Origin of the sequence: Posidoniimonas corsicana, from assembly GCF_007859765.1 — a bacterium.
Lineage (GTDB): Bacteria > Planctomycetota > Planctomycetia > Pirellulales > Lacipirellulaceae > Posidoniimonas > Posidoniimonas corsicana.
The window spans coordinates 772,637-795,143 of sequence record NZ_SIHJ01000002.1 but is presented as its reverse complement, the minus strand read 5'-3'; the positions used below and the strand labels follow the sequence as shown (position 1 = coordinate 795,143).

Genomic DNA, 22,507 nt, shown 5'->3' with positions numbered 1-22,507 from the left:
ACTACACCGAGCTGCTGCCCCACATCGGCTGGCGGACGTCGACCGCGTCCATGCCGGCGCGGCGGGCCGCCTCGAGGCCGAGCTCCGAGTCCTCGAACACCAGGCACTTGTCGGCCGGCACGCCGAGCTGCCGCGCGGCCTCGAGGAACACGTCGGGCTCCGGCTTGTGACGCTCGGTGTCCTCGGCCGTGACGATCGCGTCGAACCAGTCGGCCAGGCCGATGTGCGCGAGCTGGCGGTCGATCACCCAGCGGAAGCCGCCGCTGGCGACCGCGATCTTCCGCCGCCCCTTCTCCTGCTTGGCCACCTCGACCACGGTCTCGAGCGGCGGCACCTGGTGCAGCAGCTCGACGAAGTTCGACTCCTTCTCGTGCGCCACCTCATCGACGTTGAGCTGCTTGCCGTTCTCGGCGCCCATCGTGGCGACGATCTTGTCGCTCGGCATGCCGCCCATGGCGTAGAAGCGTTGTTCGGTGAACTCGATGCCGTGCGCGTCGAACGCCTGCTTCCACGACAGGTAGTGCACCGGCATCGAGTCGGTGAGCGTGCCGTCGCAGTCGAAGATGACGCCGAGGACGTCGTCGGAGATTTCGTACATAGGGAGGGTGGCGGGCAAGGGGGGAATGGGGGAGGGCTGCGAAGCGTCGCGGCTCCGCCGCGCGATCCGATGGTGGGACCGAGCTGCGGCGCATATTCCGCGGCGCCCGCCAACCATCCTACTCCGGATTCTTCCCCGCGGAGAGCTCCCGCTCCCACTCGTCCATCAGCGGCCAGTCGGTCGCGCAGGTGCCGAAGTCGGCCATGTGCAGGTAGCCCTCGAGCCGCTCGATGGTCTTGTCGATCAGCGCGTTGTCCTTGCGGAACGCCGGGCCGTGGCTGGGCAGCAGCCACTTGACGTCGGAGTCGCGGATGCGGGTGAGCGAGCTGATGAAGTCGGGGATGCTGCTGCCGTGGTGGGCGTCGATTGCGCCGACGCAGCCGTCGCGGAACAGGTTGTCGCCGGAGAACAGCAGGTCGCCCATGCGGAACGACAGCTGACCGTCGGTGTGTCCCGGCGTGTGCCAGACCTCCAGCGTCAGGTTGCCGACGGAAAGGATATCGCCGTCGTTGAGTTTGTTCTCACACTTGACCGGCGGCATCGCCAGGTCGATGCCCTGGGCCTCGATCTTAGCGAAGGTGGAGATGACGTCGCCGGCCTCGAGCTTGGCGGCCGCCACGGGGTGGCAACTGACGGTGGTCTTGAGCAGCTGCTTCGCCTTGGCCAGACCCTGGATGTGGTCGACGTCCGCGTGCGAGGCGAGCAGCGTCACACACCGGGAGAACGGGAAGTCGAGCTGTCGGATCAGCTCGATGCAGTCCTCCACCGCGTCCTCGTACCCGATGTCGATCAGGGTCCACGCCTGGTCGTCGTAGATCAGGTAGACGCTGCAGGTGATGCGCTGACGAGCCTGGTGGTTCAGCTCAATGACGTTGGGGAACAGGGGCGTACGCTGGATCATCCGTGGTCGTGGTTGGCGTGATAGCGGGCCGGTGAGGGGCGGCGCGGGGCCGCCGTGGGCAGACTACACTTCTAACCGTTGGGCCGTGGATTGCCAAGGATGCCGGCCAAACCCTCCCGGTAACTCGGGTAGCGGAACGGGGTTTTTAGCTCGGCCACCAGTCGGCGGTTGCTGACCCGCTTGTCCGCCGCGGCCCGCGCCGCGCGGGGCGAATCCGGCTCCGGGGCGACAAACCTCGGGGGATCGGCGCCCACCAGCCGTGCAACCTCGCGGTAGTAGTCGCCACGCTGCACCGGCTGGCCATCGGAAACGCAGTACAGTTGCGACACGTTCTCAACCACCGCGGCCTGTTCCACAATCCGCGCCGCATCGTCGACGTGGATCAGATTCAGCCACCCGTCTGCGGGCGCGGGGATTGGTTCGCCGCCGGAGAGTTGCTGCAAGAACGGAACGCGGCCCGGGCCGTAGATGCCCGCGAGGCGGAGCGCAACGCCGCGATCGGCGAACCGGCTTTCGTGCAGCGTCTGCTCCGCCGCTAGCGACGCGCGGCCGCCGTCGCGTAGCGGATTGGCGGGGGTCTGCTCGTCTACCCAGTCGCCGCCGGCCGGGCCGTAGACGCCGGTCGTGCTGATGTAAACGACGCGGCGGGTCTGAGCGGGCAGCGCCTGGAGCACGTTCCGCAGCCCGTCCGCGTACACCTGCTGGATAGAAGGCGCGGCCGCGCGGTCGTAGCCCACCGCGTACAGCAGGGTGTCAACCGGCGCGTCGCCCAGCGGCGCGAGCGTAGCGGGCTGGGTGACGTCGCCGACGACGGCGCGCAGGCCGAGCGTATCAAACTCTACCTGACGGCCGCTGTCGCGCGTCAACGCGACGACTTCGTGTCCCGCGTCGCGCCACAAAGCCGCCACACGCTGCCCAAGGTAACCGCAGCCAATCACGAGGTGTCTCATGGCGTTACTATAGCGTGGGGAGGCAAGGCGGCGCACGCCGACCGGGCCGGAGGTACCGCTGAGGGTCGTGTAGCGGTAGAATGCGGCTAACGTTGGCGACAATCGAAAACCGTGGGCCGCACCGACGCCTTGCCGAGATCGACGAGAAAACGCGAGCTGTCGCCCGTGGGGTGGCGCGAGTGGGTCCGACTCGACCCGCTTGGCGTCCCGGCGATCAAGGCGAAGGTCGACACCGGCGCCAGGACCTCGTCGCTGCACGCGTTCAAGCTCAAGACGTTTGACGTCGACGGGGCGCCGCACGTACGGTTCCTGGTCCACCCGGTGCAGCGCAAGAGCCAGCCGTCGATCGAGTGCGAGTGCCCGGTGTACGAGTTCCGCAAGGTCCGCAGCTCGTCGGGGCACGAGGCGCTGCGGCCGGTGGTGCTCACGGACGTGTGGGTCGCCGGTCAGGTGTTCGAGATCGAGCTCACGCTCGCCAACCGAGACCAGATGGGCTTCCGGATGCTGCTGGGCCGCGAGGCGCTGCGGCGCCGGTTCCTGGTCGACTCCGGGCGGTCTTACGTCGGCGGCCGCCCCTAGGCCGACGCCCCGCTCCTGCTAATCACGCACCCCCATTGGCGGTCTGACATGAAACTCGCAATCCTCTCCCGCAACCGCAACTGCTACAGCACCAGCCGGCTCCGCGAGGCCGCCGAGCAACGCGGCCACAAGGTGAAGGTGCTGGACTCGCTGAAGTTCTCCATCGACCTGGAGCAGGGCGAGCCCGACCTGTACTTCCGCTCCAAGCAGCTCAGCCACTACGACGCCGTGCTGCCCCGCATCGGCGCGTCGATCACCTACTTCGGCACCGCGCTGGTGCGGCAGCTCGAGCAGATGGACGTGTTCTGCGCGAACTCGTCGGCTGGCATCACCGCGTCGCGCGACAAGCTGCGGACCATGCAGGTGCTCAGCCGCCACCAGCTGGGGATCCCGTCCACCACATTCGTGCGCGACCGCAAGGACATCCTGCCCGCCATCGAGCGGGTGGGCGGCGCGCCGGTGGTGATCAAGCTGCTCGAGGGCACGCAGGGCGTGGGCGTGATCCTGGCCGAGACCGTCAAGGTCGCCGAGGCGATCATCGAGACCCTGCACTCCACCCAGCAGAACGTGCTGGTGCAGAAGTTCGTCAAGGAGAGTAAGGGCAAGGACATCCGCGCGTTTGTCGTGGGCGACCGGGTGGTCGCCGCGATGCGGCGGGTGGCGCAGGGCGCCGAGTTCCGCAGCAACGTGCACCGCGGCGGACGAACCGAGCCGGTGGTGCTCGACGAGACCTACTGCGAGACCGCCGTCCGCGCCGCGCAGATCATCGGCCTGCGGATCGCGGGCGTCGACATGCTGGAAGGCGCCGACGGGCCACAGATCATGGAGGTCAACTCCTCGCCCGGCCTGGAGGGGATCGAGCTCTGCACGCAGCTCGACATCGCCGGCGCCGTGATCGACTACATCGCCGCCCAGGTCGACTTCCGCGAGATCGACCTCCGCCAGCGGCTGACGGTCAGCCGGGGCTACGGCGTGTCGGAGATCCACGTGCCCGAGGGCTCCGACTTTGTCGGCAAGACGATCGACGAGTCCGGCCTGCCCGACCGCGACATCAATGTGCTGACCCTCTACCGCGGCACCACGGTCATCCCCAACCCGCGGCTCAAGCGCACGCTGGAGCCGGGCGACCGGATGCTCTGCTTCGGCAAGCTTGAGCAGATGCGGTCGATGATCCCCGACCGCGTGCGGAAGAAGCGGCGCCCGAAGGTCAAGGAGCTGCCGGAGACCGAGGTCGTCGCGGACGCCGAGCAACGCGCCGCCGATGCGCAGGCGGACTAGCCGCCAGCGGCTTTAGGCCTGCGGCGCCAGGAAGCCGCGCTGGTCCGTCGGAGGGCGTCATTCATTCGGCGCCGGGCCGCGGGGCGGCTTAATATCGACGTGGATGTGGTTGTCGTGCACGCGGCCCTGCCGGTCGGGGATGCAGAGCGGCCGCCGCTGGCCCGCGACGGTGACCGTCTCGGCGGCGAGCACGCGGTCGTTCAGCCGCGCGCGTTCGAACAGCGGCTGCTGGTGCAGCGCGACCAGCATCGCGCGGGCGGCGGCGCGGTCGTACTCCGGCGAGTCGACCGTAATCCCCCCGGCGCGGCCGTCGGTCCTCGGGAGCCGCAGGTCGACCATCGATCCGGTCTCGTGCCCCAGGTGGTCCGGCGTGTCGCGGCCGACGTCGCGGCTGGCGTCGTTCACCACGATCGGCGCCGCCCGCGGGTGGGCGGCGCGGTAGTTGGTCTGGTAGTGGGCGCCGGCGCCGATGAGCGTCTCGGCCAGCCAGTGGACTCCGTGGTCGTGGTCGTCCTGGACCTGCTCGACGAGCTCGTAGTTCTCGAACCCCTCGCCGCGGGCCGGCATGAGTCTCCACTTGGGCGAGTCGGCGTGCTGCAGCCAGGCGTGGGTGGGGCCGTTCACGTTGACCACGCCGTCGGCCCCGTCGCCGCCGACGGTCTCGCGGTTCTGCACGATCGACTGGAACAGCCGGATCGTGTGGATGGTGAGCGTGTCCATCTGATCGCCGGTGGGGACCCACACGTAACCCAGCGACCGCAGCCGGTCCTTCACCGCGGACACGTCCGCCGGGCGATTGGGCGCCGGTGGCGCCCCGACCGCCGCTGACAAGGGAAGCTCGTGCTGCGCGGGGGCAATGCCGGGAAGCCCGCAGCAGGCGGCGGCGATAGCGGTGAGTAGCAGCTGATTCATCGTGAGGTCTAGTGACTTGCGTGGAGCGGCGGTGTCGGCGCGGTTGATTCAGCCCGCCTTGGGCTTCGGAAGTTTGCGGAGCGGCCGGCCTGCCGTGACGTCCTGGACGGCGCCGTCGGCGATGGCGAGCCGCCCGTTCACCAGCAGCCACCGCACGCCGGTGGAGGGCTCGGTGGGCGCCTCGAATGTGGCGTGGTCGCGGAACGACGCGGCGTCCAGCACCACGATGTCCGCCGCCTGCCCGGCGCGGAGGTAGCCGCGGTCGGTCATGCCAAGGATGTCGGCCGGCAGGCCGCTGGAGCTGCGGATCGCCAGTTCCAGCGGGATCACCTCTTCCTCGATCGCGTACCGCCCGATCCGGCGGGAGAACGTGCCGAAGCTGCGGGGGTGGGGCTTGGTCCCGTCGGGCACCTTCACGCTGCCGTCCGACGCAGTGGCGACCCACGGCAGCGTCATCACCCAGCGGACGTCGCGCTCGTCCATGCTGAAGCTCACGCCCGCCTCGTCGCCGGAGCGGACCACGTCGATCGCCACATCGACCGGCTCGCGGCCCTCGTCCTTGGCGATGTCGCGGATCATGCGGCCGACGTACCGCGGCAGGCTGGGGCACTCGGCCACCATGATGCCGCCGCGGGCCTCGAGCAGGTCGGCCATGATGGGCCGCAGGCGGGCGAGCTGTTCGGGGTCGTTGAGCCGCGCGGTGAGGTCGGAGCGGCTCCCCTCGCGCTCCTCGTCCGGCAGCAGCATCGCCGCGACCGACGTGCTGCTGGCCGCGTACGGGTACTGGTCGGCGGTGACTGTCAGCCCTTCCTCCCGCGCCCGCTGCAGGACCGCGGCGGCGGCGCGGACCTTGCCCCAGTTGCGGCGCTTGCTGGCCTTGAAGTGCGACACGTGCACCGCCGCGCCGGACAGGCGGCCGATCCGGACCGCCTCCTCGACGGACTCGACCAGCTCGTCGCCCTCGTCGCGGATGTGGCTGGCGTAGATGCCGTTGTAGTCGGCCACGACCTCGGCCAGCGCGGCGATCTCCTCCGCCTCGGCGTAGGCCGACGGTACGTACTGCAGGCCGGTGCTCATGCCCCACGCGCCCGCCTGCATCCCCTCACGCACGAGCGCCTGCATCCGCTGCAGCTCATCCCCCTCGGGCGGGCGGCGTTTAGTCCCGATCACCTTGCGACGCACCGAACCCTGCGGCACGAGGTGCGCGACGTTCACGCCCGACGGGGTCTCATCGAGTTGGCCGTAGTAGGCCTCGACGTCCCGCTTCCCGCCGCCGCAGTTTCCGGTGACGATGGTCGTGCAGCCCTGCGTCAGGTAGCAGACCGACTCGCGGGTCCGGTCCGCCAGGATCCGGGGGACGCGGCCGGCGTCGCTCTCGGATTCGATGGTCTGGTCGCTGTGGTTGTGCAGGTCGATGAAGCCGGGCGCCACGATCAGCCCGGTGCAGTCGACCGTCTGGCCCACTTCGCCGACCTCGAACTCGCCCACCGCGGCGATCTGGCCATCGCGGACCGCGACATTGCCGACGCGTCCGGGCCCGCCGGCCCCGTCGTAGACCGTGCCGCCCGACAGCAGCAGGTCGGCGTCGACCGACGCGGCGTGGCTAGGGGCGGCGGTCAGCGACAGCAGGACCGCGAGGGTGAGACAACGGATGGTCATCCGAACGACTCCACTTGCTATGGGTTGCATCGCCTGGAAGTGATCCAGGATAGCGGAACCGGCCGGGTGAAGGGTCCGATTGCGCTAGGGCGTTACGATGCTGCGCTGAATCGTGAAGGGCTGCATCCGCCGCAGCGGCGATGCGTGAAGTGGTGGAGCATCGGTTTCAGGGGGCGTTCACGATCGCCTACCGTGTCGGCCGTGTGGCGTCCTTTCTTCTCCAGCACAGGAATTGCCGGTTGTCGGTGCAGCCCATGGCGTCTGAAAATGCCTCGTAGTCAAACCCAGGCAGCTGGAAAAGCTTGTCCAGCAAGGGCGCATCCCCGCTGGCGCCTTGTGGGATTGAGCATGGACTGGCTCCGCCGTCCGGTACAAGCACCCACCAAACATCCATGCCGAAGGGACCTGAATCATTGGTTTGGATTTCAACTTCGGCCAGGTCTTCCCACCGGATCGCTTGTTCGCGACCATCTGGAAGCACGCAGCGTACCTGTTTGGAGTCGACTAACACGGTGAAGAGGGACTCTGGCGTCGCGTGCTCTTTCAATGGCTGGCTGCGAGGTGTTCCCACCCATATGTCGAGCGTGATCAGTCGTCGCAGGTAGGTGAGCATTATTGGTGGGCGCCTGTGGTTGACTGGTCTCCCCGTCAGCATGACATCGTTTTGGGGGCGCCGGTTCAGGCGCGACGGTCGCGTCACGGCGAGGCATTCCCATCATCACGGGCATGGACGCACGCCGCTGCCTCAAATCAGACTCCGCTGATCCGCCCACAGAGAATCGCACTCGCGTGCTGTCGAACGCAGGCAGCGGCGGCGCCTGGGGCTGTTTGCGTCGACGGATGCTTGTTTTGCGTCATCGGAGTCGCCTGAGGCGGCGCTGAGTTTGACCGTCTTTGAACCAGCTTGCTACGCTGGAACCAGACGGGGCAGGCGAGCCGTTTCTGGCCGTCAGAGGTGGAACAGAGCACCTAACGAGATCTATGAAGCACCAGATGGCAACAGGCGGGGTTGCGCGCCTATCACTCATCGCGGCGTTGCTCGCCGCTCAGCCGGCCGCCGGCGTCACCTACCAGGCGTCGGGCTTCGCGTCGGTGGCCGCGTTGGGCCGCGCCGGGACCAACGGCGGCGGCGATGGTCCGGTGGTGGTGGTCGACAACCAGGCCGCGCTCGAGCACTACCTGGCGGGCGACACGCCCCGCACGGTCGCCATCCGCGGCAGCATTGAGATCAGCGAGTTCGGCAAGGAGCTGACCGTCGGCTCCAACAAGACGGTGCTGGGCCTGGGCGACGACGCCGAGTTGGTCTACGGCGGCCTCCGGGTGATCAACGAGTCGAACGTCGTGATCCGCAACCTCACGATCCGCGACAGCTTCGTCGAGGGCGACTGGGACGGCAAGACGCAGGACTTCGACGGCATCCAGGTCGACAACAGCCACCACGTCTGGATCGACCACGTGCACCTCACCCGCATGGGCGACGGGCTGATCGACCTCCGCCAGGGCGGGCTGGACTACGTGACGATCTCCAACAGCATCCTCAGCGAGCACAACAAAGCGCTGGGCGTTGGCTGGACGGATGAGTCCGACCAGCACGTCACGATCCACCACACCTGGATCCACGACACCCACCAGCGGAACCCGTCGTTCGACAATGTTATCGGGCACTTCTACAACAACCTGATGGAGGACGTCACGAGCTACGGCCTCAACCCGCGGAACAACGCGGTGGTGGTGTCGGAGAACAATATCTTCGACAACGTGAACCGCCCGTACAACATCGACGGCGACGCCGAACTCGTCGCGCGGGGCGACGTGCTGACCAACTCGCCCAACGCCGACACGCCGACCGGCGACGCGTTCGACCCCCGCGAATTCTACGACTACACCCTGACCGACACCCGCAGCCTCCGCGACTACGTGATGGCCAACGCCGGCCCGCAGGCGGCCATCGGCGTGCTGCCGCTCTTCGGCGACTACAACGACGACGGCCAGGTCGACGCCGCCGACTACACCGTGTGGCGGGACAGCCTGGGCGCCCAGGCCGGAGCGCTGCCCAACGACCCGCACCTCGGCCCTATCGGCGACGCCCAGTACCAGACCTGGCGCGCTAACTTCGGCCAGACGCGGGAGCCGGCGACTTTCCCATTCGCCCCCACGGCGGCGCCCGAGCCAGCGGCGGCGCTGCTGCTGATGCTGCTGCTCGCGGCGGCCGCGATCCGCTGGACGCGTCGCCCGGTTCGATTGCCCGTGGCGGCTGCCGCGTAGAACGGGGGCGCCGCGTGAGCCACGCGCCAGGGGCTCTCCGCGAGTGTGCCCGGGGACCCCCGCTGCTGCTACAATGGTGGGATGCCGAGTCAGGGCGGTTCCGCCGCGGGTTCGGCCTCTTCTCCTTCTCAACGGTACCGATGCAACGGTTGGCGCTCGTCATTGCCGCGTGGTGCGTGAGTGGTCTCGCGGCGAGTGTTGCGCAGACCGTGATCAACGTGCCTCCGGACGCCGATCCGGGCGCCATCGGCGCCGATACGATCCTGAACCTTGGCGACGGCGGCGTGCTGGCGGATGGTTTCACCGCGGGCGAGGGGAGCCTGCTGAACATCGACGGCGGCGCCACGCAGGGCCTGCTGGTGCTGGACCCTGGCAGTGTGGCGAACTTCCGTGGCGGGGCGTTCGCCGATGGGCTGATCGCGAATCAGGGCAGCTCGGTCGCCCTGTACGGCGGCGACTTCCGCGTCGACGGCGTGCCGGTCCCCACGCCGGACGGGGCGCCGGTGGTGATCCCGGACCAGGGCCTGCTCAGCGGGACGCTGGCTGACGGCGTCCCGTTCGCATTCTCTCGCCAGGAGAACCCATCGCGGCTGAACGCCGACTTTACGTTCGTGCCCACCGAACTCCCGGCGATCGGGCCGACGCTGATCACGGCCTCGACCGACCTGGTCCCGGCCGGCATCCGCGCGGGGCAGACGCTCGTGGTCGACGACGGCGCCGTCGTGGGCGACAACTTCAACGCGGGCTGGGGCAGCACGGTCCACATCCAGCCGGGCGGCCAGGTCGGCCGCAACCTCGAGGCGGTCGGCGCGACGATCAACATGACCGGCGGCGTCACGGCCGGCGCGGTCGAGCTGTTTCACGGCGCCACGCTCAACATGTCCGACGGCCATCTCTCCCCCAGCAACGACGTCTTCTCCGGCGGCCGGGCCAACCTGTCCGGTGGAACGGTGCCGCTCATCTGGGTCTGGCGCGACGGCTACCTGGCGGCGACGGGCGCCGCTCGGGTGGTCAGTCTACGTTACTTCGCAGGGGCGTCGATCGAGGTGGACGGCAACGCCGTGGTCAACTCACTCGAGTTTCAACGCACGAACGAGTGCTGCCGGTCCACAACAGTTGACATCCGTGGCGGGGCGGTCGCATCCCCGGTCGAGTTTGCAGGTCCCGGGGCGATCACGATGTCGGGAGGCGAGGCCCAACTCTTAGGGGTTGGCCCGGGCCAGAGCCTACGCATGTCTGGTGGGTCGACCGGTTCGATCAGCATCCGAGGCGGAGCGGTCGACATCAGCGGAGGTTCGGTAACGCGAGGCCTCAGCATTACGGAGGGCTCCGCCGTCGAGGTCTCGGGCGGCGTCATTGGACCCGATACACTCGTGTGGGACGGCGCAACGCTCTCGGTAACCGGCGGTGAGTTCGATGAGGGCTTCCTGGTCGATCACGGCGGCGCCGCCACCATCACGGGCGGACGATTCGGTGACCGGTTCCGGGCGAACGCGGGCAGCGTCGTCAGCATCCAGAACGCAGAGATCGGCGATCAACTCCGAGTCGAACCCGGGGCGACAGTAACAATCACCGACAGCTCACTGGGCATGAACGCGGATGTGTCGGGCGTGGAGATCGCGCTGCACGGGCAGAGCATCGGCAGTGGGCTCTTCGCGACCGATTCGTCAATCGAGATGCGGGGCGGAAGCCTGGGAGCGGGCGCGTTAATCAGGGAATCGACCGTCTTGATTGAGGACGCTGACGTTGGCGAGCAGTTCGAGGCGAGAGCATCCGATGTGTGGATCGCCAACTCCCGCCTTGGTCGCTGGTTCAGGGCGCCGCAAGGGGGCGAGCTGTCTCTTGTTAGCGTCGAATCGCCTGGCAACCTCATCGCACACACTCAGCGGGCCCGTCTGGCCAACGTGACCATCGGGCCAAACACCGCGATCACGGTTTCCAGTCAGCCGGGGAGCGGTGAGATCACCGACTCAACCTTCGGCGAGAACACGAGCCTGGTCGGCGACATCCATGTCAGTGGCAGCTCGTTCGGCGACGACCTCAACATGCAGTTCGGCCGCATCACACTCAACGGACAGTCGATCGGGGAGGGGGCGCTCATCAGGGCCGAGCTGAACCTGCTGGATGGGGTGATCGGCAGCGGCTTGAGGACGGTCGAAGGCTTCCCCGTTGACATCGCCGGCGGGCGGATCGAGGAGGGCTACGTCGCGGCGAATGGACCGGTCAATCAAACCGGCGGCGAGATCGCGGGCAACGTGTTGTTCTGGTACAACGTGCCGTTCACAATGTCCGGCGGCGCCATCGGCGACGGGCTCAACTTCTACAACGGGGCGCAGCTGAACCTGATCGGCAGCGGCTTTGCATTGGACGGGGCGCCCATCGAAGGCCTCACGCCCGGCGAGCGCGTCGAGATCGACGCGCGGGACGTCACCCTGTCGGGCACGCTCGCGGACGGTTCGCCGGTCGAGTTCCTGTTGGACCCGAATCAGAACAACGGCGGCCACTACATCCCGGCCGGCGCGATGGTCACGGTCACGCTGTTCGAAGGCCTGCCGGGCGACTTCAACGGCGACGCTGTGGTGGACGCGGCCGACTACACCGTGTGGCGGGACTCGCTGGGACAGATTGTCGGGTTTGGCGAGGGCGCCGACCACAACTTCAGCGGCCGCATCGACGACGGCGACCTCTACGTCTGGCGGAACAACTACGGCCGCTCGCTGGCTTCTTCGGCGCCGGTCCCGGAGCCCGCGTCGGCGCTGCTGACGATCGCGGCCGTGCTCGCGGCGCCACGCCGGCGGGCTGTCGGTCGCTTGGTGCGAGGCCCGCTGTAGCCGCCCGCTACGGCGCCGCCTCGTCAGGCATGCGGAACAGCCCCACCTCTGAGATCGCCGGGCACGCGGCGGCGTCGGTGATGCGGATCCGCACGCGGCTGGTTGTGGTGTCGGGCGTCTGCAGCAGTAGCTGGGCGCCGATGCTGGTCGCCCTGCCGACCGTCTGCCACGCGCCGTCGACCCACGCGTCGACCTCCAGGGCATCAACGCGTTGGCCCAGCGGCAGGTGCTCGCGCACCCGCACGACATTGAAGGTCACCGGGGCCGCTAATTCGAGCACGAGCTCGGCGGAGGTGACCGGGTCGTCGGTCGACCAATACGTGTTGCGGCTGGCGTCGAGCACGTTGCCGGGGGCGAACCGCGGGTCGTCGCCGCGGGTGTTGCTGGTTGTGGCCCTGGCGCCGTGGGCCAGGTCGGTAGCGAAGGTCTGGTCGAGCCGGTTCTTCCAGGCGGCAAGCGACTGCACATCCCGCTCGGGGATCTGGCCCCGCCGGTCCGGGCAGAGGTTGAGCAGCAGGTTGGCGCCGCGCCCGACCGACTCGAAGTAGATCTTCATCAGGTCGGCGGGCCGCTTCACCCGGTCGTCCTCGCTGGCGTGGTAGAACCAGCCCGGGCGGATCGACACGTCCACCTCGGCGGGCCGCCAGTGCTCGCCGCCGCGCTCGCCCTGGTTGAGCACCTTCGTGTCGGCGTGGCCCGGCCAAACGCCGTCGCCGCTGACGGTGTGCCAGCAGGGGTCGCCGGCGGCGCCGCGCTCGTTGCCCACCCAGCGGATGTCGGGGCCGGCGTCGCTGAACATGCAGGCGTCGGGCTGCAGCTCGCGGACGATGCTCTGGGTGTTCTCCCAGTCGTAGTAGGTGCGGTTGTCGATCGAGCGTCGCTCGCGTGCGCCGCCGTAGTAGCCGTCGCCGCCGTTGGCGCCGTCGAACCAGACCTCGAAGATCGGGCCGTAGCCGGTTAGCAGCTCGCGGAGCTGGTTGCGGTAGTAGGTCAGGTACTCGGGCCTGCCGTAGTCGGGGTGGTTGCGGTCCCACGGCGAGAGGTACACGCCAAACTCCAGCCCGTGCCGCCGGCACGCGTCGGAGATTTCACGCACCACATCGCCCTCGCCGCCCCGCCACTTGCTCTGCTTCACGCTGTGGGTGGCGTGCTCGCTCGGCCACAGGCAGAAGCCGTCGTGGTGCTTGGCGGTGAGGATCAGACCCCGGAGCCCCGCCCGCTTGGCGGTCTGGACAATCTGGTCGGCGTCGAAGTCGGTGGGGTTGAAGGTGTCGGGCGACTCGTCGCCGTAGCCCCACTCGCGGTCGGTGAACGTGTTGACAGTGAAGTGGACGAAGCCGTAAGTCTCCAGCCCGTGCCAGCGGAGCTGCCGTTCGGTCGGCGTGGCGCCGTAGGGTCGGGGCGGCTCGGTCGCCTGAGAAACGGTGGCTGAAAGGAGCAGCGAGCCGACCAGCAGGAGCGACGGTCTCATGATTGGGCCTAACGTGAGGGCGCTGGGATGCGATGGGCGAGCCCGCTTGGCGGCTCGCCCCGCCATTGTTGACCCTCGCACCGCCGATCACAAGTTTGGCCCTTACGCACGCGACCAAGGCTGTTGCTCCCCGCAGAATTCAATCCGCTCAGGAGGCTCACTCGGGCGGGGCGCGGCGGTCGTTCACCGCCACGCCTCGTTCGGTAAGCAGCGGCAATACGTGTCGCAGCAGTTCGGTGCGGACCGGACCGGACATTCCTACATACTCCACCTCGCCCCCGACGCGGTGGAACTCGACCATCGTGACCAGCCGCCGGCCCTTGCCGGTGCCGCGTCGTCGTCGTCGTCGGGTCTCGTAGATCTCGACCCGCTCCACGTCTGCCAGCGGCACACGCCTGGTGTAGCCCTGGCCCAGCACACCCTCTCCGAAGGCGATCTGCTGGTTGCTGGCGGTGCTCGCTTCAAACGGCCCGGTCACCGCGGCCGCGGCGGACCACAGCAGGCCGATGGCGAGGAGCATCCACGCCGGTCGACGCGCTTTGCCACGGGCGACCCCGCCGAATAGCAGCACGGCCCCTGCCGCCGCTGTCAGAACGCCCAGTGCGATCCCCGGCGACCAGGCGGTCCAGTCGGGGGAGGCGGTAAGCTGATCGCCGGTCGTGGCGAGGCTCACGTTTGCCTTGTTCCACCAGCCGGCGAGCAGGCAGCCCAGCCACGCGATGGCAATCGGGACAAGAAGGTAGGTCGGTTTCATGCGGGCGTTGGAAGGCGTTGGCGAGGCGGAAAGGGAAATGATTCGTCGGCAAGGACGCGATCTTGGTCCCCGCTAGCCGATCGACCCAGGGTCGTCGTTGCCCTGCGCGCCGGACTCCAGGTACGCGGTCAGCATGATCTGTGCGGCCAGCGCGTCGAGGCGGGCCTTGCGTTTCTTCTTGGTCAGGTTGGCCGCCTGCAGGATTTCCTCCGCGTGGGCCGAGGTGTACCGCTCGTCGAAGTAGTCGACCGGCACGCCGGTCAGCTCGGTCAGCCACTTGCCAAACTGGCGGGCCTCGTGGCTCTTCTGACTCTCCTCGCCGCTGAGGTGAACGGGCAGGCCGACGACCCATCTCGCTAGTCGCTCTTCTTGGGCGAGCTGCTTGAAATACTGCGCGTCGAGCCGATCGCTGCGGCGGGTGTAGTTCTCGTACGGCGACGCCATGCGGACCTCCAGGTCGCCGATGGCGATGCCGATCCGCACCGTGCCGTAGTCGATGCCCGCGACGCGTTTCGAAAGGGGAAAGGGGGAAGGCGAAAGGGGAGCGTCAGCTCCGCTATCCTCCCCTTTCGCCTTTCCCATTTCCCCATTGCTCATAGGTGCTCCGCCCAGCCGCGTGACTCGAGCTCTTTCACCACCTTGCGGATGCTCTCCTCGTCGTGCTTGCTGGCCACGAGCGTGGCGTCGGGCGTGTGCACCACGATGCAGTCCTTCAGCCCGAGCGTGACCACCAGGTGGTCGTCCGAGCTGCGGACGATCGACCCCTCGGTGTTGAAACCCAGGTGCTTGCCGACGATGGTGTTGCCGCTCTCGTCGGCGCCCAGCCGGCGGGTGAGCGACTGCCAGCCGCCGAGGTCGTCCCACTCGAAGGGCGCCTCGATCACGGCGACGTCGGTCGCGTGCTCCATCACTGCGTAGTCGATGCTGATCCCCTCGATGGCGGTGAACTCCTGGTCGAACACGGCGTCGCGGTCCGGGGTGTTCCACGCGTCGACGATCAGCTCCAGGTGCTCCAGCATGGCCGGCTGCCGCTCGCGGAGCGCGTCGAGGATGGTCGACGCCCGCCACACGAAGATGCCGCTGTTCCAGTAGAAGTCGCCGGTGTTCACATACTCGGCCGCGGTCTTGGCGTCGGGCTTCTCGACAAACCGGGCGACCTTGAAGGCCGGCGCGCCGCTGTCCGGCAGCCGCTCGCTCCGCTGGATGTAGCCGAAGATCTCCGCCGGGTAAGACGGCTTGATGCCGAACGTGACGATCCGCCCGGGGCTCTCGTTGATCAGCGACTCGGCCTGCTTCACCGCGTCTTGGAACGCGTCGTCATCGGGGATCACGTGGTCCGCGGGGCAGACCAGCATCGTGGCGTCGGGGTCGTTGGCCACGCGGGTCACCAGCAGCGCCGCCAGGCCGATGCACGGCGCGGTGTCACGCTTGCAGGGCTCGCCCACCACCGCGCCGGCGGGCAGATCCGGCAGCTGCTCCCGCACGCCGTCCACCAGCCGGCGGTTGGTGACCACCATCCGCCGCTCCGGCGGGATGAGGGCGCCGAAGCGGCTGCTGGTCTGGCGGATCATGGTCTCGTCGCCGACCAGGCGGAGCATCTGCTTGGGGGTGGCGGAGCGGCTGGCGGGCCAGAAGCGGGTGCCGGAGCCGCCGGCCATGATGATCGCGTGGAGCATTGGGAGAGGTAGTTGGTGGTTGGTGGCCTGAGGTTGGTGAAGGAGATGTAGGATAGCAGGGAACGGTGGAGAGCATCAGTACAGCGGGCGGCAGCAGAGAGGGCAGAGCAGCGATGCGGCCTGTCTCCTCTGCTTTCTCCTGTTCGAGTAGTTCAACTCCCGGCGTAGCAAAACCGTGCGGCAGCGACTTTCGCCCGCGAGAAGGTTCGTCAGCCGACAGAGTTCGATCGGGCGACAGTCGGCGTCGCTTGCGACACTAGGCGATCGAGTCGCAAGCGTACGTCGGCGCCGGGGCGCCTCTTGTGCTGTGCACACCAACTGCCGTTCGAAGGAGCCATCCTGCTGGCCAGCCGTCACGCGAACGAAAGTCGCTGCCACACCGGTGCGCAAGAGTTTCACGCCTGTGCAGGTTTCATAATAGCCGTGACGATTGCGGGGCATCGGTCCGGGCTGGGGCGGAGCGCCGAAAGTAGCCAAGCGGGCTGTCTGTGGCGGTTTCTAGTCAAGATCTGCATTTGGGCGGAGATTGAACCGATTGAAGGGCGGTCTGGGAGGCGTGGAGGGCAGAGACGCTAAAGACACGTGAGACGGGTCCGAAGCGTCTGTGTGATACAATCCTCTTGTGTTGAAACCACAAGCGTTTGCCGATGCCGACTCGAGTCCACAAGAGTAAAGTCAGGCGGCTGTCTATGCCCCAGGAACCTACAAGTACTTCGACTCTGACGCTAATCCAAGACGATCAGGCAGAACTCCAACTCGATCCGGTTGACGCCGCAGATACACCCGAATCCGTGGCATTTGACATTTCTTTCGTGTGGAACATGCCGTTCCAGCAGCATCGCTTCGCAATCCGCAAGTGTTGGTTTCTCAATCAATCACTACGTGCTTTTGAAACGCAGCTCGGAACTCTGTTGAACTCGACGTACGGATTCGCATCATTGAAGAACATGAGCGATCACCCCGTACTTGAAGTTTCGCTTGATGGCGATAACGTCAGTTACATTTTCACGGCCACCGACACGACCAAACTGGGCAAACTGCGGTTCACGATGAACACCTACACACTTGAGATCGAGCATATGTATCGTCAGCTTCGCAACTACCCAAAATGGTGGTGACTCGCCACCGGTTCCTCGCTCCGGATGGTGTGTTAACGGCTAAGCGGCGTTAGCCGCGTCGGCTTCATCGCCCTGCCCACTATCGGTAGTCGCGGAACCGCACGTCCCTAGAACTGCTAGCCCGCTCTCCAATCCGTTAGGTCAGTTCCCAGCTGCGAGCCCAGCGATCAGCTCCCGCGCAGCCGCCCCTGGGTCCGCTGCCGCGGTCACCGCCGAGGCGACCGCGATGCGCGTGGCGCCGGCGTCTAGCACCTGCGGCAGGTTCTCGGCGTCGACGCCGCCAATGGCGAACGTGGGCAGGCTCACCTCGGCCGAGACGGCGCGGAGGTAGTCGAGCCCCGCGAACTCGTCGAACCGCTTGGTCCGCGAGACGAACGTCGGCCCCGCGCCCAGGTAGCTGGCCCCGTCCCGCACCGCCCGCCGCGCGTCGTCCAGGTTGTGGGTCGACACGCCGACCAGCGCGTCCAGCCCGACCGACCGCCTGGCGTCGTAGACCGACAGGTCGTCCAGCCCCAGGTGCACGCCGTCGGCGCCGCTGGCGGCGGCGATGTCCGCCCGGTCGTTGATGATGGCCAGCGTCCCAGACCCGCGGGTCAGCTCCACGAGCGCCCTGGCGTGCCGGGCGAGGTCGCGGTCGGCGAGCGACTTGTCACGCAGCTGCAGCATCCCCACGCCCGCGTCGACCAGCGACCGCGCAAGGCCGAGGAAGCCGTCCTCGTCCGATTGGCCATCGATCAGCACGCACAGCCGCACGCCGGCCAGCCGCTGGCTGCACACGCGGCCCGTGTCGATCGCTTTCTCCAGCGTGTAGGCCTGGTAGCGGAGCCGCTCGGCCTCGGCGCCCAGCCGCGGGTCGACCAGCTTGCCGTACTCCTCGATGCTGCGGAGCGACTGCTCCACCCGCTTCAGGCTGGCGGCGCAGACTTCCCACGCCGACCCGCGGCGGCGCTCGGACTCGGTGTCGATGCGCGTGCCGACATCGCCCGGGGTGTCGCGGGCGGCGTGGCGGCGTTCGCCCGGCAGGTGGGTTTGCCCGAGCTGCGACAGGTCGTGCCGCAGCCCTTTCGCGAGGCCCGACAGGTGCGCGTCGCCGAGCACAAACCGCGTGTAGTCCTCCACCACCCGCAGCCCCTCGGCGGCGCGGTTCAGCGAGGCGTCCAGGATCCGTGCCGTTGCCGCGTCCAACTTTTCTCTCGCTCTCTCGATTTACTGCTGACGTTCGATGAAGTACGCCGCGATCGCCGCCGCCGACGCCAGCGGGACCAGCAGCAGCTCGATGCCGAGCATGATCATCAGCTGCCCGGTCTTGTTGCCCCGCGCGCCGGCGAGCGCCATCGCCCACATCGTGATCACGCTGCTGGTGAAGAACGCGAGCGGCAGCGAGATCAGCAGCGACTGCCGGAGCGACAGGCCCAACCACTGGCTCACCGCGATGCCCAGCACCATGACGCTCAGCACGACAAAGCAGGAGCGGACGATGAAGCTGGCGGTTCGAGGGGTCATCCAGGGGGGATACGGGGTTTGGGTTCTGGCGGGCGGAGGAAGCGATCTCGCCCCGATCGACTCCCTCCGTTATCTTCCGATGGGTTGGCAGGGAAAAGGCGCGAACCTGCCAAACCGCGCAGATTCTCAGCGGCCGCTCAGGGCCGCGGCCAACGGAATTGATGCGCTATGCTATTGTACCTAACTCGTTGCAATGCCAAGGCTTGTCGGCGCCAACCGGCGGGACGCAACCGCGCCGCGGCCGGTTTGGCCCCCGGATTGCAACGGACCTCTTCGGACACAGGAGCCCCGGTCGATGAGTAAGCCGCCGCGCAGACGCCGTGCTCACTGGTTGGCCTACCTGTGGCCCGGGCTGCCGCACCTGTGGATTAGCGGGTCGCTGGCCGGCCTCGCGCTGGCCGTAGCCTTTACGGTGCTGCTGAATGTCCTGATACTGACGACCGTCGTTTGGCCCCAGTGGCTTGCGCCGCAAGTCCAGGCGGCGTGCGGGGTTTCGGTGGCCGTGCTGTGGATCGCCGCGCTCGTTGAGACCCGCGGCGAACTGCGTCGGCTCGCCCTCCAGCGTGAGACCCGCCAGCAGTTCGCGGCCGACCCGGATGCGGGCCTGTCCGAGCTGTCGGAAAACCGGCGTTCGGACGCGCTGCTGCAGCTCGCGCAGCGGCACTACCTGCGCGCCGAATGGTCAGACGCTGAGCGCGTGCTGCGGACCCAGCTGAAGCGGGACGCGCAGGACGCCGACGCCCAATTGCTGCTGGCGGATGTCCACCGGCGGATGGGGCGGAACGCCGACGCGTTGCGACGGTTAAGACGATTGAGCACGAAGGAAGAAGCCGACCGGTGGCGGTTCGAGATCGGGCGAGAAGTGGCCCGTCTGGAATCAGCGTCCGAGGCGGCACAACACGAAGAGGCCCCGCGACCGGCTGCATAAATCCCCCAGATTGGCGAGGTCGGATGGCTCTATCGCCCCCAGCCGCCTAGAATTCCGTATAGCAATTAGAAAGCCACACAAAACCCCAGCCACGCCCGCGGCGCCGCCTGCAGCGCCGCTCATCCCCAGCCCCGTGGGAAACCACTGCGGGGCCGCCAAACCCGGCGGCAGCCGGGCGCGGCTTACGAGCACCGGACACAACGGAGAGACGCAATGTACGAACGCTTCACCGATCGCGCCCGCAAGGTGATGCAGCTGGCCAACCAAGAGGCCCAGCGTTTCAATCACGAATACATCGGCACCGAGCACGTGCTGCTCGGCCTCATCAAGGAAGGCAGCGGCGTCGCGGCCAACGTGCTGAAGAACCTGGACGTCGACCTACGCAAGATCCGCCTGGAAGTCGAGAAGCTGGTCCAGAGCGGCCCCGACATGGTCACCATGGGCAAGCTGCCCCAGACCCCGCGGGCGAAGAAGGTCATCGAGTACTCGATGGAAGAGGCCCGCAACCTCAACCACAACTACGTCGGCACCGAGCACATCCTGCTGGGCCTGCTGCGTGAGCAGGAGGGCGTGGCGGCGCAGGTGCTGATGAACCTCGGCCTGAAGCTCGACGAGGTCCGCGAGGAGGTGCTCAACCTGCTCGGCCACGGCATCGAGGGCGGCGAGAGCGAGCGCGGCGGACGCGGCGGTTCGCCCGGCGAAGAGGGCGAGGAGGAGGGCCGCGAGGGCGGCGGCGGCAAGAAACGCAACAGCCGCACCCCGGCGCTCGACAGCTTCGGCCGCGACCTGACCGAGCTGGCCAAGCAGAAGAAGCTGGACCCGGTGATCGGCCGCGAGAAGGAGATCGAGCGGGCCATCCAGGTGCTCTGCCGCCGCACCAAGAACAACCCGGTGCTGCTCGGCGAGGCGGGCGTCGGCAAGACGGCCATCGTCGAGGGCTTCGCCCAGCGCGTGGTCGACGGCAACGTGCCCGAGCTGCTGCTGGAGCGCCGCATCGTGGTGCTCGACCTGGCGATGATGGTCGCCGGCACCAAGTACCGCGGCCAGTTCGAGGAGCGCATCAAGGCGGTCATGAACGAGGTGCGCCGGGCCAAGAACACCATCCTGTTCATCGACGAGCTGCACACGCTGGTCGGCGCCGGCGGCGCCGAGGGCGCGATCGACGCGTCCAACGTGCTGAAGCCGGCCCTCGCCCGCGGCGAGATCCAGTGCATCGGCGCCACCACGCTCGACGAGTACCGCAAGTACATCGAGAAGGACTCGGCGCTCGCCCGCCGGTTCCAGGAGGTGATGGTCGAGCCGACCACCGCCGACGACACCAAGGAGATCCTCCGCGGGCTCCGCGACCGGTACGAGGAGCACCACCGGGTGCAGATCACTGACGACGCGGTCGAGGCCGCGGTCGACCTGTCGGACCGCTACATCACCGGCCGCTGCCTGCCGGACAAGGCGATCGACGTCATCGACGAGGCCGGCGCCCGCGTGCGGCTGAAGTCGATGAGCAAGCCGCCAAACCTGAAGGAGCTGGACGAGGAGGTCGAGCAGCTCAACCGCGACAAGGAAGAGGCGGTCGCCAGCCAGGACTTCGAGAAGGCCGCCGCGCTGCGTGACCAGGCCGACAAGCTCAAGAAGAAGAAGACGCAGATCACCAAGGAGTGGCGCGAGAAGTCGCGCGAGAACGGCGGCGTCGTCGACGAGGACGTCATCGCCGAGGTGGTCAGCAAGATGACCGGCATCCCGCTCACCCGCATGAGCACCGAGGACAGCCTGCGGCTCATGCAGATGGAGGACGAGCTGCACAAGAAGGTCATCAGCCAGCACGAGGCCATCCACGCCATCGCCAAGGCGGTGCGGCGCAGCCGCTCCGGCCTGCAGGACCCCAAGCGGCCCACCGGCACGTTCGTGTTCGCCGGCCCGACCGGCGTCGGCAAGACGCTGCTGGCCAAGGCGCTGGCTGAGTTCATGTTCGGCGATGAGGAGGCCCTCATCCAGATCGACATGTCCGAGTACATGGAGAAGCACAACGTCAGCCGCCTGATCGGCGCGCCCCCCGGGTACGTCGGCTACGAGGAGGGCGGCCAGCTCACCGAGCAGATCCGCCGCCGCCCGTACGCGGTCGTGCTGCTGGACGAGATCGAGAAGGCCCACCCCGAGGTCTTCAACATGCTGCTGCAGCTGATGGAGGAGGGCCGCCTGACCGACTCGTTCGGACGCAGCGTCGACTTCCGGAACACGATCGTCATCATGACGACCAACGCCGGCGCCGAGGCCATCAAGAACGAGTCCGCGTTCGGCTTCCAGAAGCCCGACGACGACGCCAGCTACGACGGCATGAAGGCCCGCGTGATGGACGAGATCGAGAAGGTCTTCCGCCCCGAGTTCATCAACCGCGTGAACGACGTCATCGTCTTCCGCCACCTGACCGGCGAGGACCTCAAGGAGGTCGTCGACCTGGAGCTGGCCAAGGTCCGCAGCCGCCTGGAGGAGAAGGGGCTCGCGCTGCAGCTCACCGACGAGGCCAAGGAGTTCCTCATCAAGAAGGGCTCGAACACCGACTACGGCGCGCGTCCGCTGCGTCGGGCGATCGAGTCGTTCATCGAGGACCCGCTCTCCGAGGAGCTGCTCAAGGGCGAGTTCGTCGGCAAGGACAACATCAAGGTCGAGGTCAAGAAGGTCGGCGACAAGAAGCAGCTGGTCTTCGAGGGCGAGACCCTCAACCGCGAGGAAGAGGCCGAGCCGGTCGGCGCCGCCGCCGGCGGCGAGTCGGACGACTCGTCCGACGAGTAGGCCAGAACCTCCCGCGACAACGGCAATCCAAACGCCGGGGCGAGCAATCGCCCCGGCGTTTTTTTGTTGGCAGAGCCGCGAGGCCGCCGCGTCTTGTTGGAGCCAATGGGAATGAAGAAAACGAAGGGGCCCCGCCCGTCGCTTCGTTCTCCTCGTTCCCTTCTGTTAATCCACCGGTTCTCTGGCATCCCCAACGGATTGTCGTAGAAACCGGCCACCCGGCGCGGTCCAATGAGGGGTGATCGCACGTCCACACACGCACCGCCGGCCCGCCGCCGGTCGGGCGGTTGCTGCTGC

The 22,507-nt window shown here is 67.7% G+C and carries 19 protein-coding genes; 7 read left to right on the top strand and 12 right to left on the bottom strand.

The genetic code is table 11. The features are described 5' to 3' along the window. Nucleotide 1: 1 nt before the first annotated feature. From KOR34_RS19175 to KOR34_RS19165, 3 genes are all read right to left on the bottom strand, one after another. Nucleotides 2-598, bottom strand: a complete 597-nt coding sequence (locus KOR34_RS19175) for an HAD family hydrolase (RefSeq protein WP_146567175.1) — start codon at nucleotides 596-598, stop codon at nucleotides 2-4. A 118-nt stretch (nucleotides 599-716) separates the two neighbouring features. Beyond that, a complete protein-coding gene (locus tag KOR34_RS19170; RefSeq protein WP_146567173.1) occupies nucleotides 717-1,499 on the bottom strand; it encodes an MBL fold metallo-hydrolase in 783 nt (260 codons plus the stop codon). Nucleotides 1,500-1,570: 71 nt separating this feature from the next. Then, the gene (locus KOR34_RS19165; RefSeq protein WP_146567172.1) at nucleotides 1,571-2,449 is read right to left on the bottom strand and encodes an SDR family oxidoreductase; all 879 of its coding nucleotides are present in this window, start codon (nucleotides 2,447-2,449) and stop codon (nucleotides 1,571-1,573) included. Between the two features lie 129 nt (nucleotides 2,450-2,578). Here KOR34_RS19165 and KOR34_RS19160 point away from each other — a divergent pair, with 129 nt between their 5' ends. Next, a complete protein-coding gene (locus KOR34_RS19160) occupies nucleotides 2,579-3,028 on the top strand; it encodes an ATP-dependent zinc protease family protein (RefSeq protein ID WP_146567170.1) in 450 nt (149 codons plus the stop codon). A 48-nt stretch (nucleotides 3,029-3,076) separates the two neighbouring features. After that, on the top strand, nucleotides 3,077-4,306 hold the full coding sequence (locus KOR34_RS19155; RefSeq protein WP_146567168.1) for a RimK family alpha-L-glutamate ligase: 1,230 nt from the start codon (nucleotides 3,077-3,079) through the stop codon (nucleotides 4,304-4,306). A gap of 57 nt (nucleotides 4,307-4,363) precedes the next feature. On the opposite strand, the gene KOR34_RS19150 is transcribed toward KOR34_RS19155, so the two are convergent. From KOR34_RS19150 to KOR34_RS19140, 3 genes are all read right to left on the bottom strand, one after another. Next, the gene (locus KOR34_RS19150; protein ID WP_146567166.1) at nucleotides 4,364-5,218 is read right to left on the bottom strand and encodes a peptidoglycan-binding protein; all 855 of its coding nucleotides are present in this window, start codon (nucleotides 5,216-5,218) and stop codon (nucleotides 4,364-4,366) included. A 48-nt stretch (nucleotides 5,219-5,266) separates the two neighbouring features. Continuing rightward, nucleotides 5,267-6,877, bottom strand: a complete 1,611-nt coding sequence (locus KOR34_RS19145; RefSeq protein WP_146567164.1) for an N-acyl-D-amino-acid deacylase family protein — start codon at nucleotides 6,875-6,877, stop codon at nucleotides 5,267-5,269. Between the two features lie 187 nt (nucleotides 6,878-7,064). Then, on the bottom strand, nucleotides 7,065-7,490 hold the full coding sequence (locus tag KOR34_RS19140) for a hypothetical protein (protein WP_146567163.1): 426 nt from the start codon (nucleotides 7,488-7,490) through the stop codon (nucleotides 7,065-7,067). A 368-nt stretch (nucleotides 7,491-7,858) separates the two neighbouring features. Between KOR34_RS19140 and KOR34_RS19135 the strand changes: the two genes are divergently transcribed. After that, entirely contained in the window at nucleotides 7,859-9,142 is a 1,284-nt protein-coding gene (locus KOR34_RS19135) for a pectate lyase family protein (RefSeq protein WP_146567161.1), read from the top strand. A 140-nt stretch (nucleotides 9,143-9,282) separates the two neighbouring features. Further along, nucleotides 9,283-11,973, top strand: a complete 2,691-nt coding sequence (locus KOR34_RS19130; protein ID WP_146567159.1) for a hypothetical protein — start codon at nucleotides 9,283-9,285, stop codon at nucleotides 11,971-11,973. A 7-nt stretch (nucleotides 11,974-11,980) separates the two neighbouring features. Here KOR34_RS19130 and KOR34_RS19125 read toward each other — a convergent pair whose 3' ends face one another. The 4 genes from KOR34_RS19125 to KOR34_RS19110 form a co-directional block, all read right to left on the bottom strand. Beyond that, nucleotides 11,981-13,444, bottom strand: a complete 1,464-nt coding sequence (locus tag KOR34_RS19125) for an alpha-L-fucosidase (RefSeq protein ID WP_146567157.1) — start codon at nucleotides 13,442-13,444, stop codon at nucleotides 11,981-11,983. 157 nt (nucleotides 13,445-13,601) lie between these two features. Next, nucleotides 13,602-14,198 (bottom strand): hypothetical protein, encoded by a 597-nt coding sequence (locus KOR34_RS19120; RefSeq protein ID WP_146567155.1) that lies wholly within the window; start codon nucleotides 14,196-14,198, stop codon nucleotides 13,602-13,604. A 72-nt stretch (nucleotides 14,199-14,270) separates the two neighbouring features. Then, nucleotides 14,271-14,780 (bottom strand): Holliday junction resolvase RuvX, encoded by a 510-nt coding sequence (ruvX, locus tag KOR34_RS19115; RefSeq protein WP_146567153.1) that lies wholly within the window; start codon nucleotides 14,778-14,780, stop codon nucleotides 14,271-14,273. Nucleotides 14,781-14,791: 11 nt separating this feature from the next. After that, a complete protein-coding gene (locus KOR34_RS19110) occupies nucleotides 14,792-15,874 on the bottom strand; it encodes a mannose-1-phosphate guanylyltransferase (RefSeq protein ID WP_146567151.1) in 1,083 nt (360 codons plus the stop codon). Nucleotides 15,875-16,563: 689 nt separating this feature from the next. Between KOR34_RS19110 and KOR34_RS19105 the strand changes: the two genes are divergently transcribed. Next, nucleotides 16,564-16,992: a hypothetical protein gene (locus tag KOR34_RS19105; protein WP_146567149.1), complete on the top strand. Its 429-nt coding sequence runs from the start codon at nucleotides 16,564-16,566 to the stop codon at nucleotides 16,990-16,992. 141 nt (nucleotides 16,993-17,133) lie between these two features. On the opposite strand, the gene KOR34_RS19100 is transcribed toward KOR34_RS19105, so the two are convergent. Then, the gene (locus KOR34_RS19100) at nucleotides 17,134-18,177 is read right to left on the bottom strand and encodes a thiamine phosphate synthase (RefSeq protein WP_228714699.1); all 1,044 of its coding nucleotides are present in this window, start codon (nucleotides 18,175-18,177) and stop codon (nucleotides 17,134-17,136) included. Nucleotides 18,178-18,198: 21 nt separating this feature from the next. Continuing rightward, complete coding sequence (locus KOR34_RS19095) at nucleotides 18,199-18,495, bottom strand: hypothetical protein (protein ID WP_146567146.1); 297 nt, start codon at nucleotides 18,493-18,495, stop codon at nucleotides 18,199-18,201. A 295-nt stretch (nucleotides 18,496-18,790) separates the two neighbouring features. Between KOR34_RS19095 and KOR34_RS19090 the strand changes: the two genes are divergently transcribed. Together KOR34_RS19090 and KOR34_RS19085 are read left to right on the top strand one after the other, a co-directional pair. Then, the gene (locus tag KOR34_RS19090; RefSeq protein ID WP_146567144.1) at nucleotides 18,791-19,423 is read left to right on the top strand and encodes a hypothetical protein; all 633 of its coding nucleotides are present in this window, start codon (nucleotides 18,791-18,793) and stop codon (nucleotides 19,421-19,423) included. Nucleotides 19,424-19,636: 213 nt separating this feature from the next. Further along, a complete protein-coding gene (locus KOR34_RS19085; protein WP_146567142.1) occupies nucleotides 19,637-22,210 on the top strand; it encodes an ATP-dependent Clp protease ATP-binding subunit in 2,574 nt (857 codons plus the stop codon). The last annotated feature ends 297 nt before the right edge of the window (nucleotides 22,211-22,507 follow it).

Excerpts from the sequence above, each read along its gene's own strand:
- KOR34_RS19175 (WP_146567175.1), bottom strand. The coding sequence starts at position 598 with ATGTACGAAATCTCCGACGACGTCCTCGGCGTCATCTTCGACTGCGAC.
- KOR34_RS19170 (WP_146567173.1), bottom strand. The coding sequence starts at position 1,499 with ATGATCCAGCGTACGCCCCTGTTCCCCAACGTCATTGAGCTGAACCAC.
- KOR34_RS19165 (WP_146567172.1), bottom strand. The coding sequence starts at position 2,449 with ATGAGACACCTCGTGATTGGCTGCGGTTACCTTGGGCAGCGTGTGGCG.
- KOR34_RS19155 (WP_146567168.1), top strand. The coding sequence starts at position 3,077 with ATGAAACTCGCAATCCTCTCCCGCAACCGCAACTGCTACAGCACCAGC.
- KOR34_RS19150 (WP_146567166.1), bottom strand. The coding sequence starts at position 5,218 with ATGAATCAGCTGCTACTCACCGCTATCGCCGCCGCCTGCTGCGGGCTT.
- KOR34_RS19145 (WP_146567164.1), bottom strand. The coding sequence starts at position 6,877 with ATGACCATCCGTTGTCTCACCCTCGCGGTCCTGCTGTCGCTGACCGCC.
- KOR34_RS19140 (WP_146567163.1), bottom strand. The coding sequence starts at position 7,490 with ATGCTCACCTACCTGCGACGACTGATCACGCTCGACATATGGGTGGGA.
- KOR34_RS19135 (WP_146567161.1), top strand. The coding sequence starts at position 7,859 with ATGAAGCACCAGATGGCAACAGGCGGGGTTGCGCGCCTATCACTCATC.
- KOR34_RS19130 (WP_146567159.1), top strand. The coding sequence starts at position 9,283 with ATGCAACGGTTGGCGCTCGTCATTGCCGCGTGGTGCGTGAGTGGTCTC.
- KOR34_RS19125 (WP_146567157.1), bottom strand. The coding sequence starts at position 13,444 with ATGAGACCGTCGCTCCTGCTGGTCGGCTCGCTGCTCCTTTCAGCCACC.
- KOR34_RS19120 (WP_146567155.1), bottom strand. The coding sequence starts at position 14,198 with ATGAAACCGACCTACCTTCTTGTCCCGATTGCCATCGCGTGGCTGGGC.
- ruvX (WP_146567153.1), bottom strand. The coding sequence starts at position 14,780 with ATGGGAAAGGCGAAAGGGGAGGATAGCGGAGCTGACGCTCCCCTTTCG.
- KOR34_RS19110 (WP_146567151.1), bottom strand. The coding sequence starts at position 15,874 with ATGCTCCACGCGATCATCATGGCCGGCGGCTCCGGCACCCGCTTCTGG.
- KOR34_RS19105 (WP_146567149.1), top strand. The coding sequence starts at position 16,564 with ATGCCCCAGGAACCTACAAGTACTTCGACTCTGACGCTAATCCAAGAC.
- KOR34_RS19095 (WP_146567146.1), bottom strand. The coding sequence starts at position 18,495 with ATGACCCCTCGAACCGCCAGCTTCATCGTCCGCTCCTGCTTTGTCGTG.
- KOR34_RS19090 (WP_146567144.1), top strand. The coding sequence starts at position 18,791 with ATGAGTAAGCCGCCGCGCAGACGCCGTGCTCACTGGTTGGCCTACCTG.
- KOR34_RS19085 (WP_146567142.1), top strand. The coding sequence starts at position 19,637 with ATGTACGAACGCTTCACCGATCGCGCCCGCAAGGTGATGCAGCTGGCC.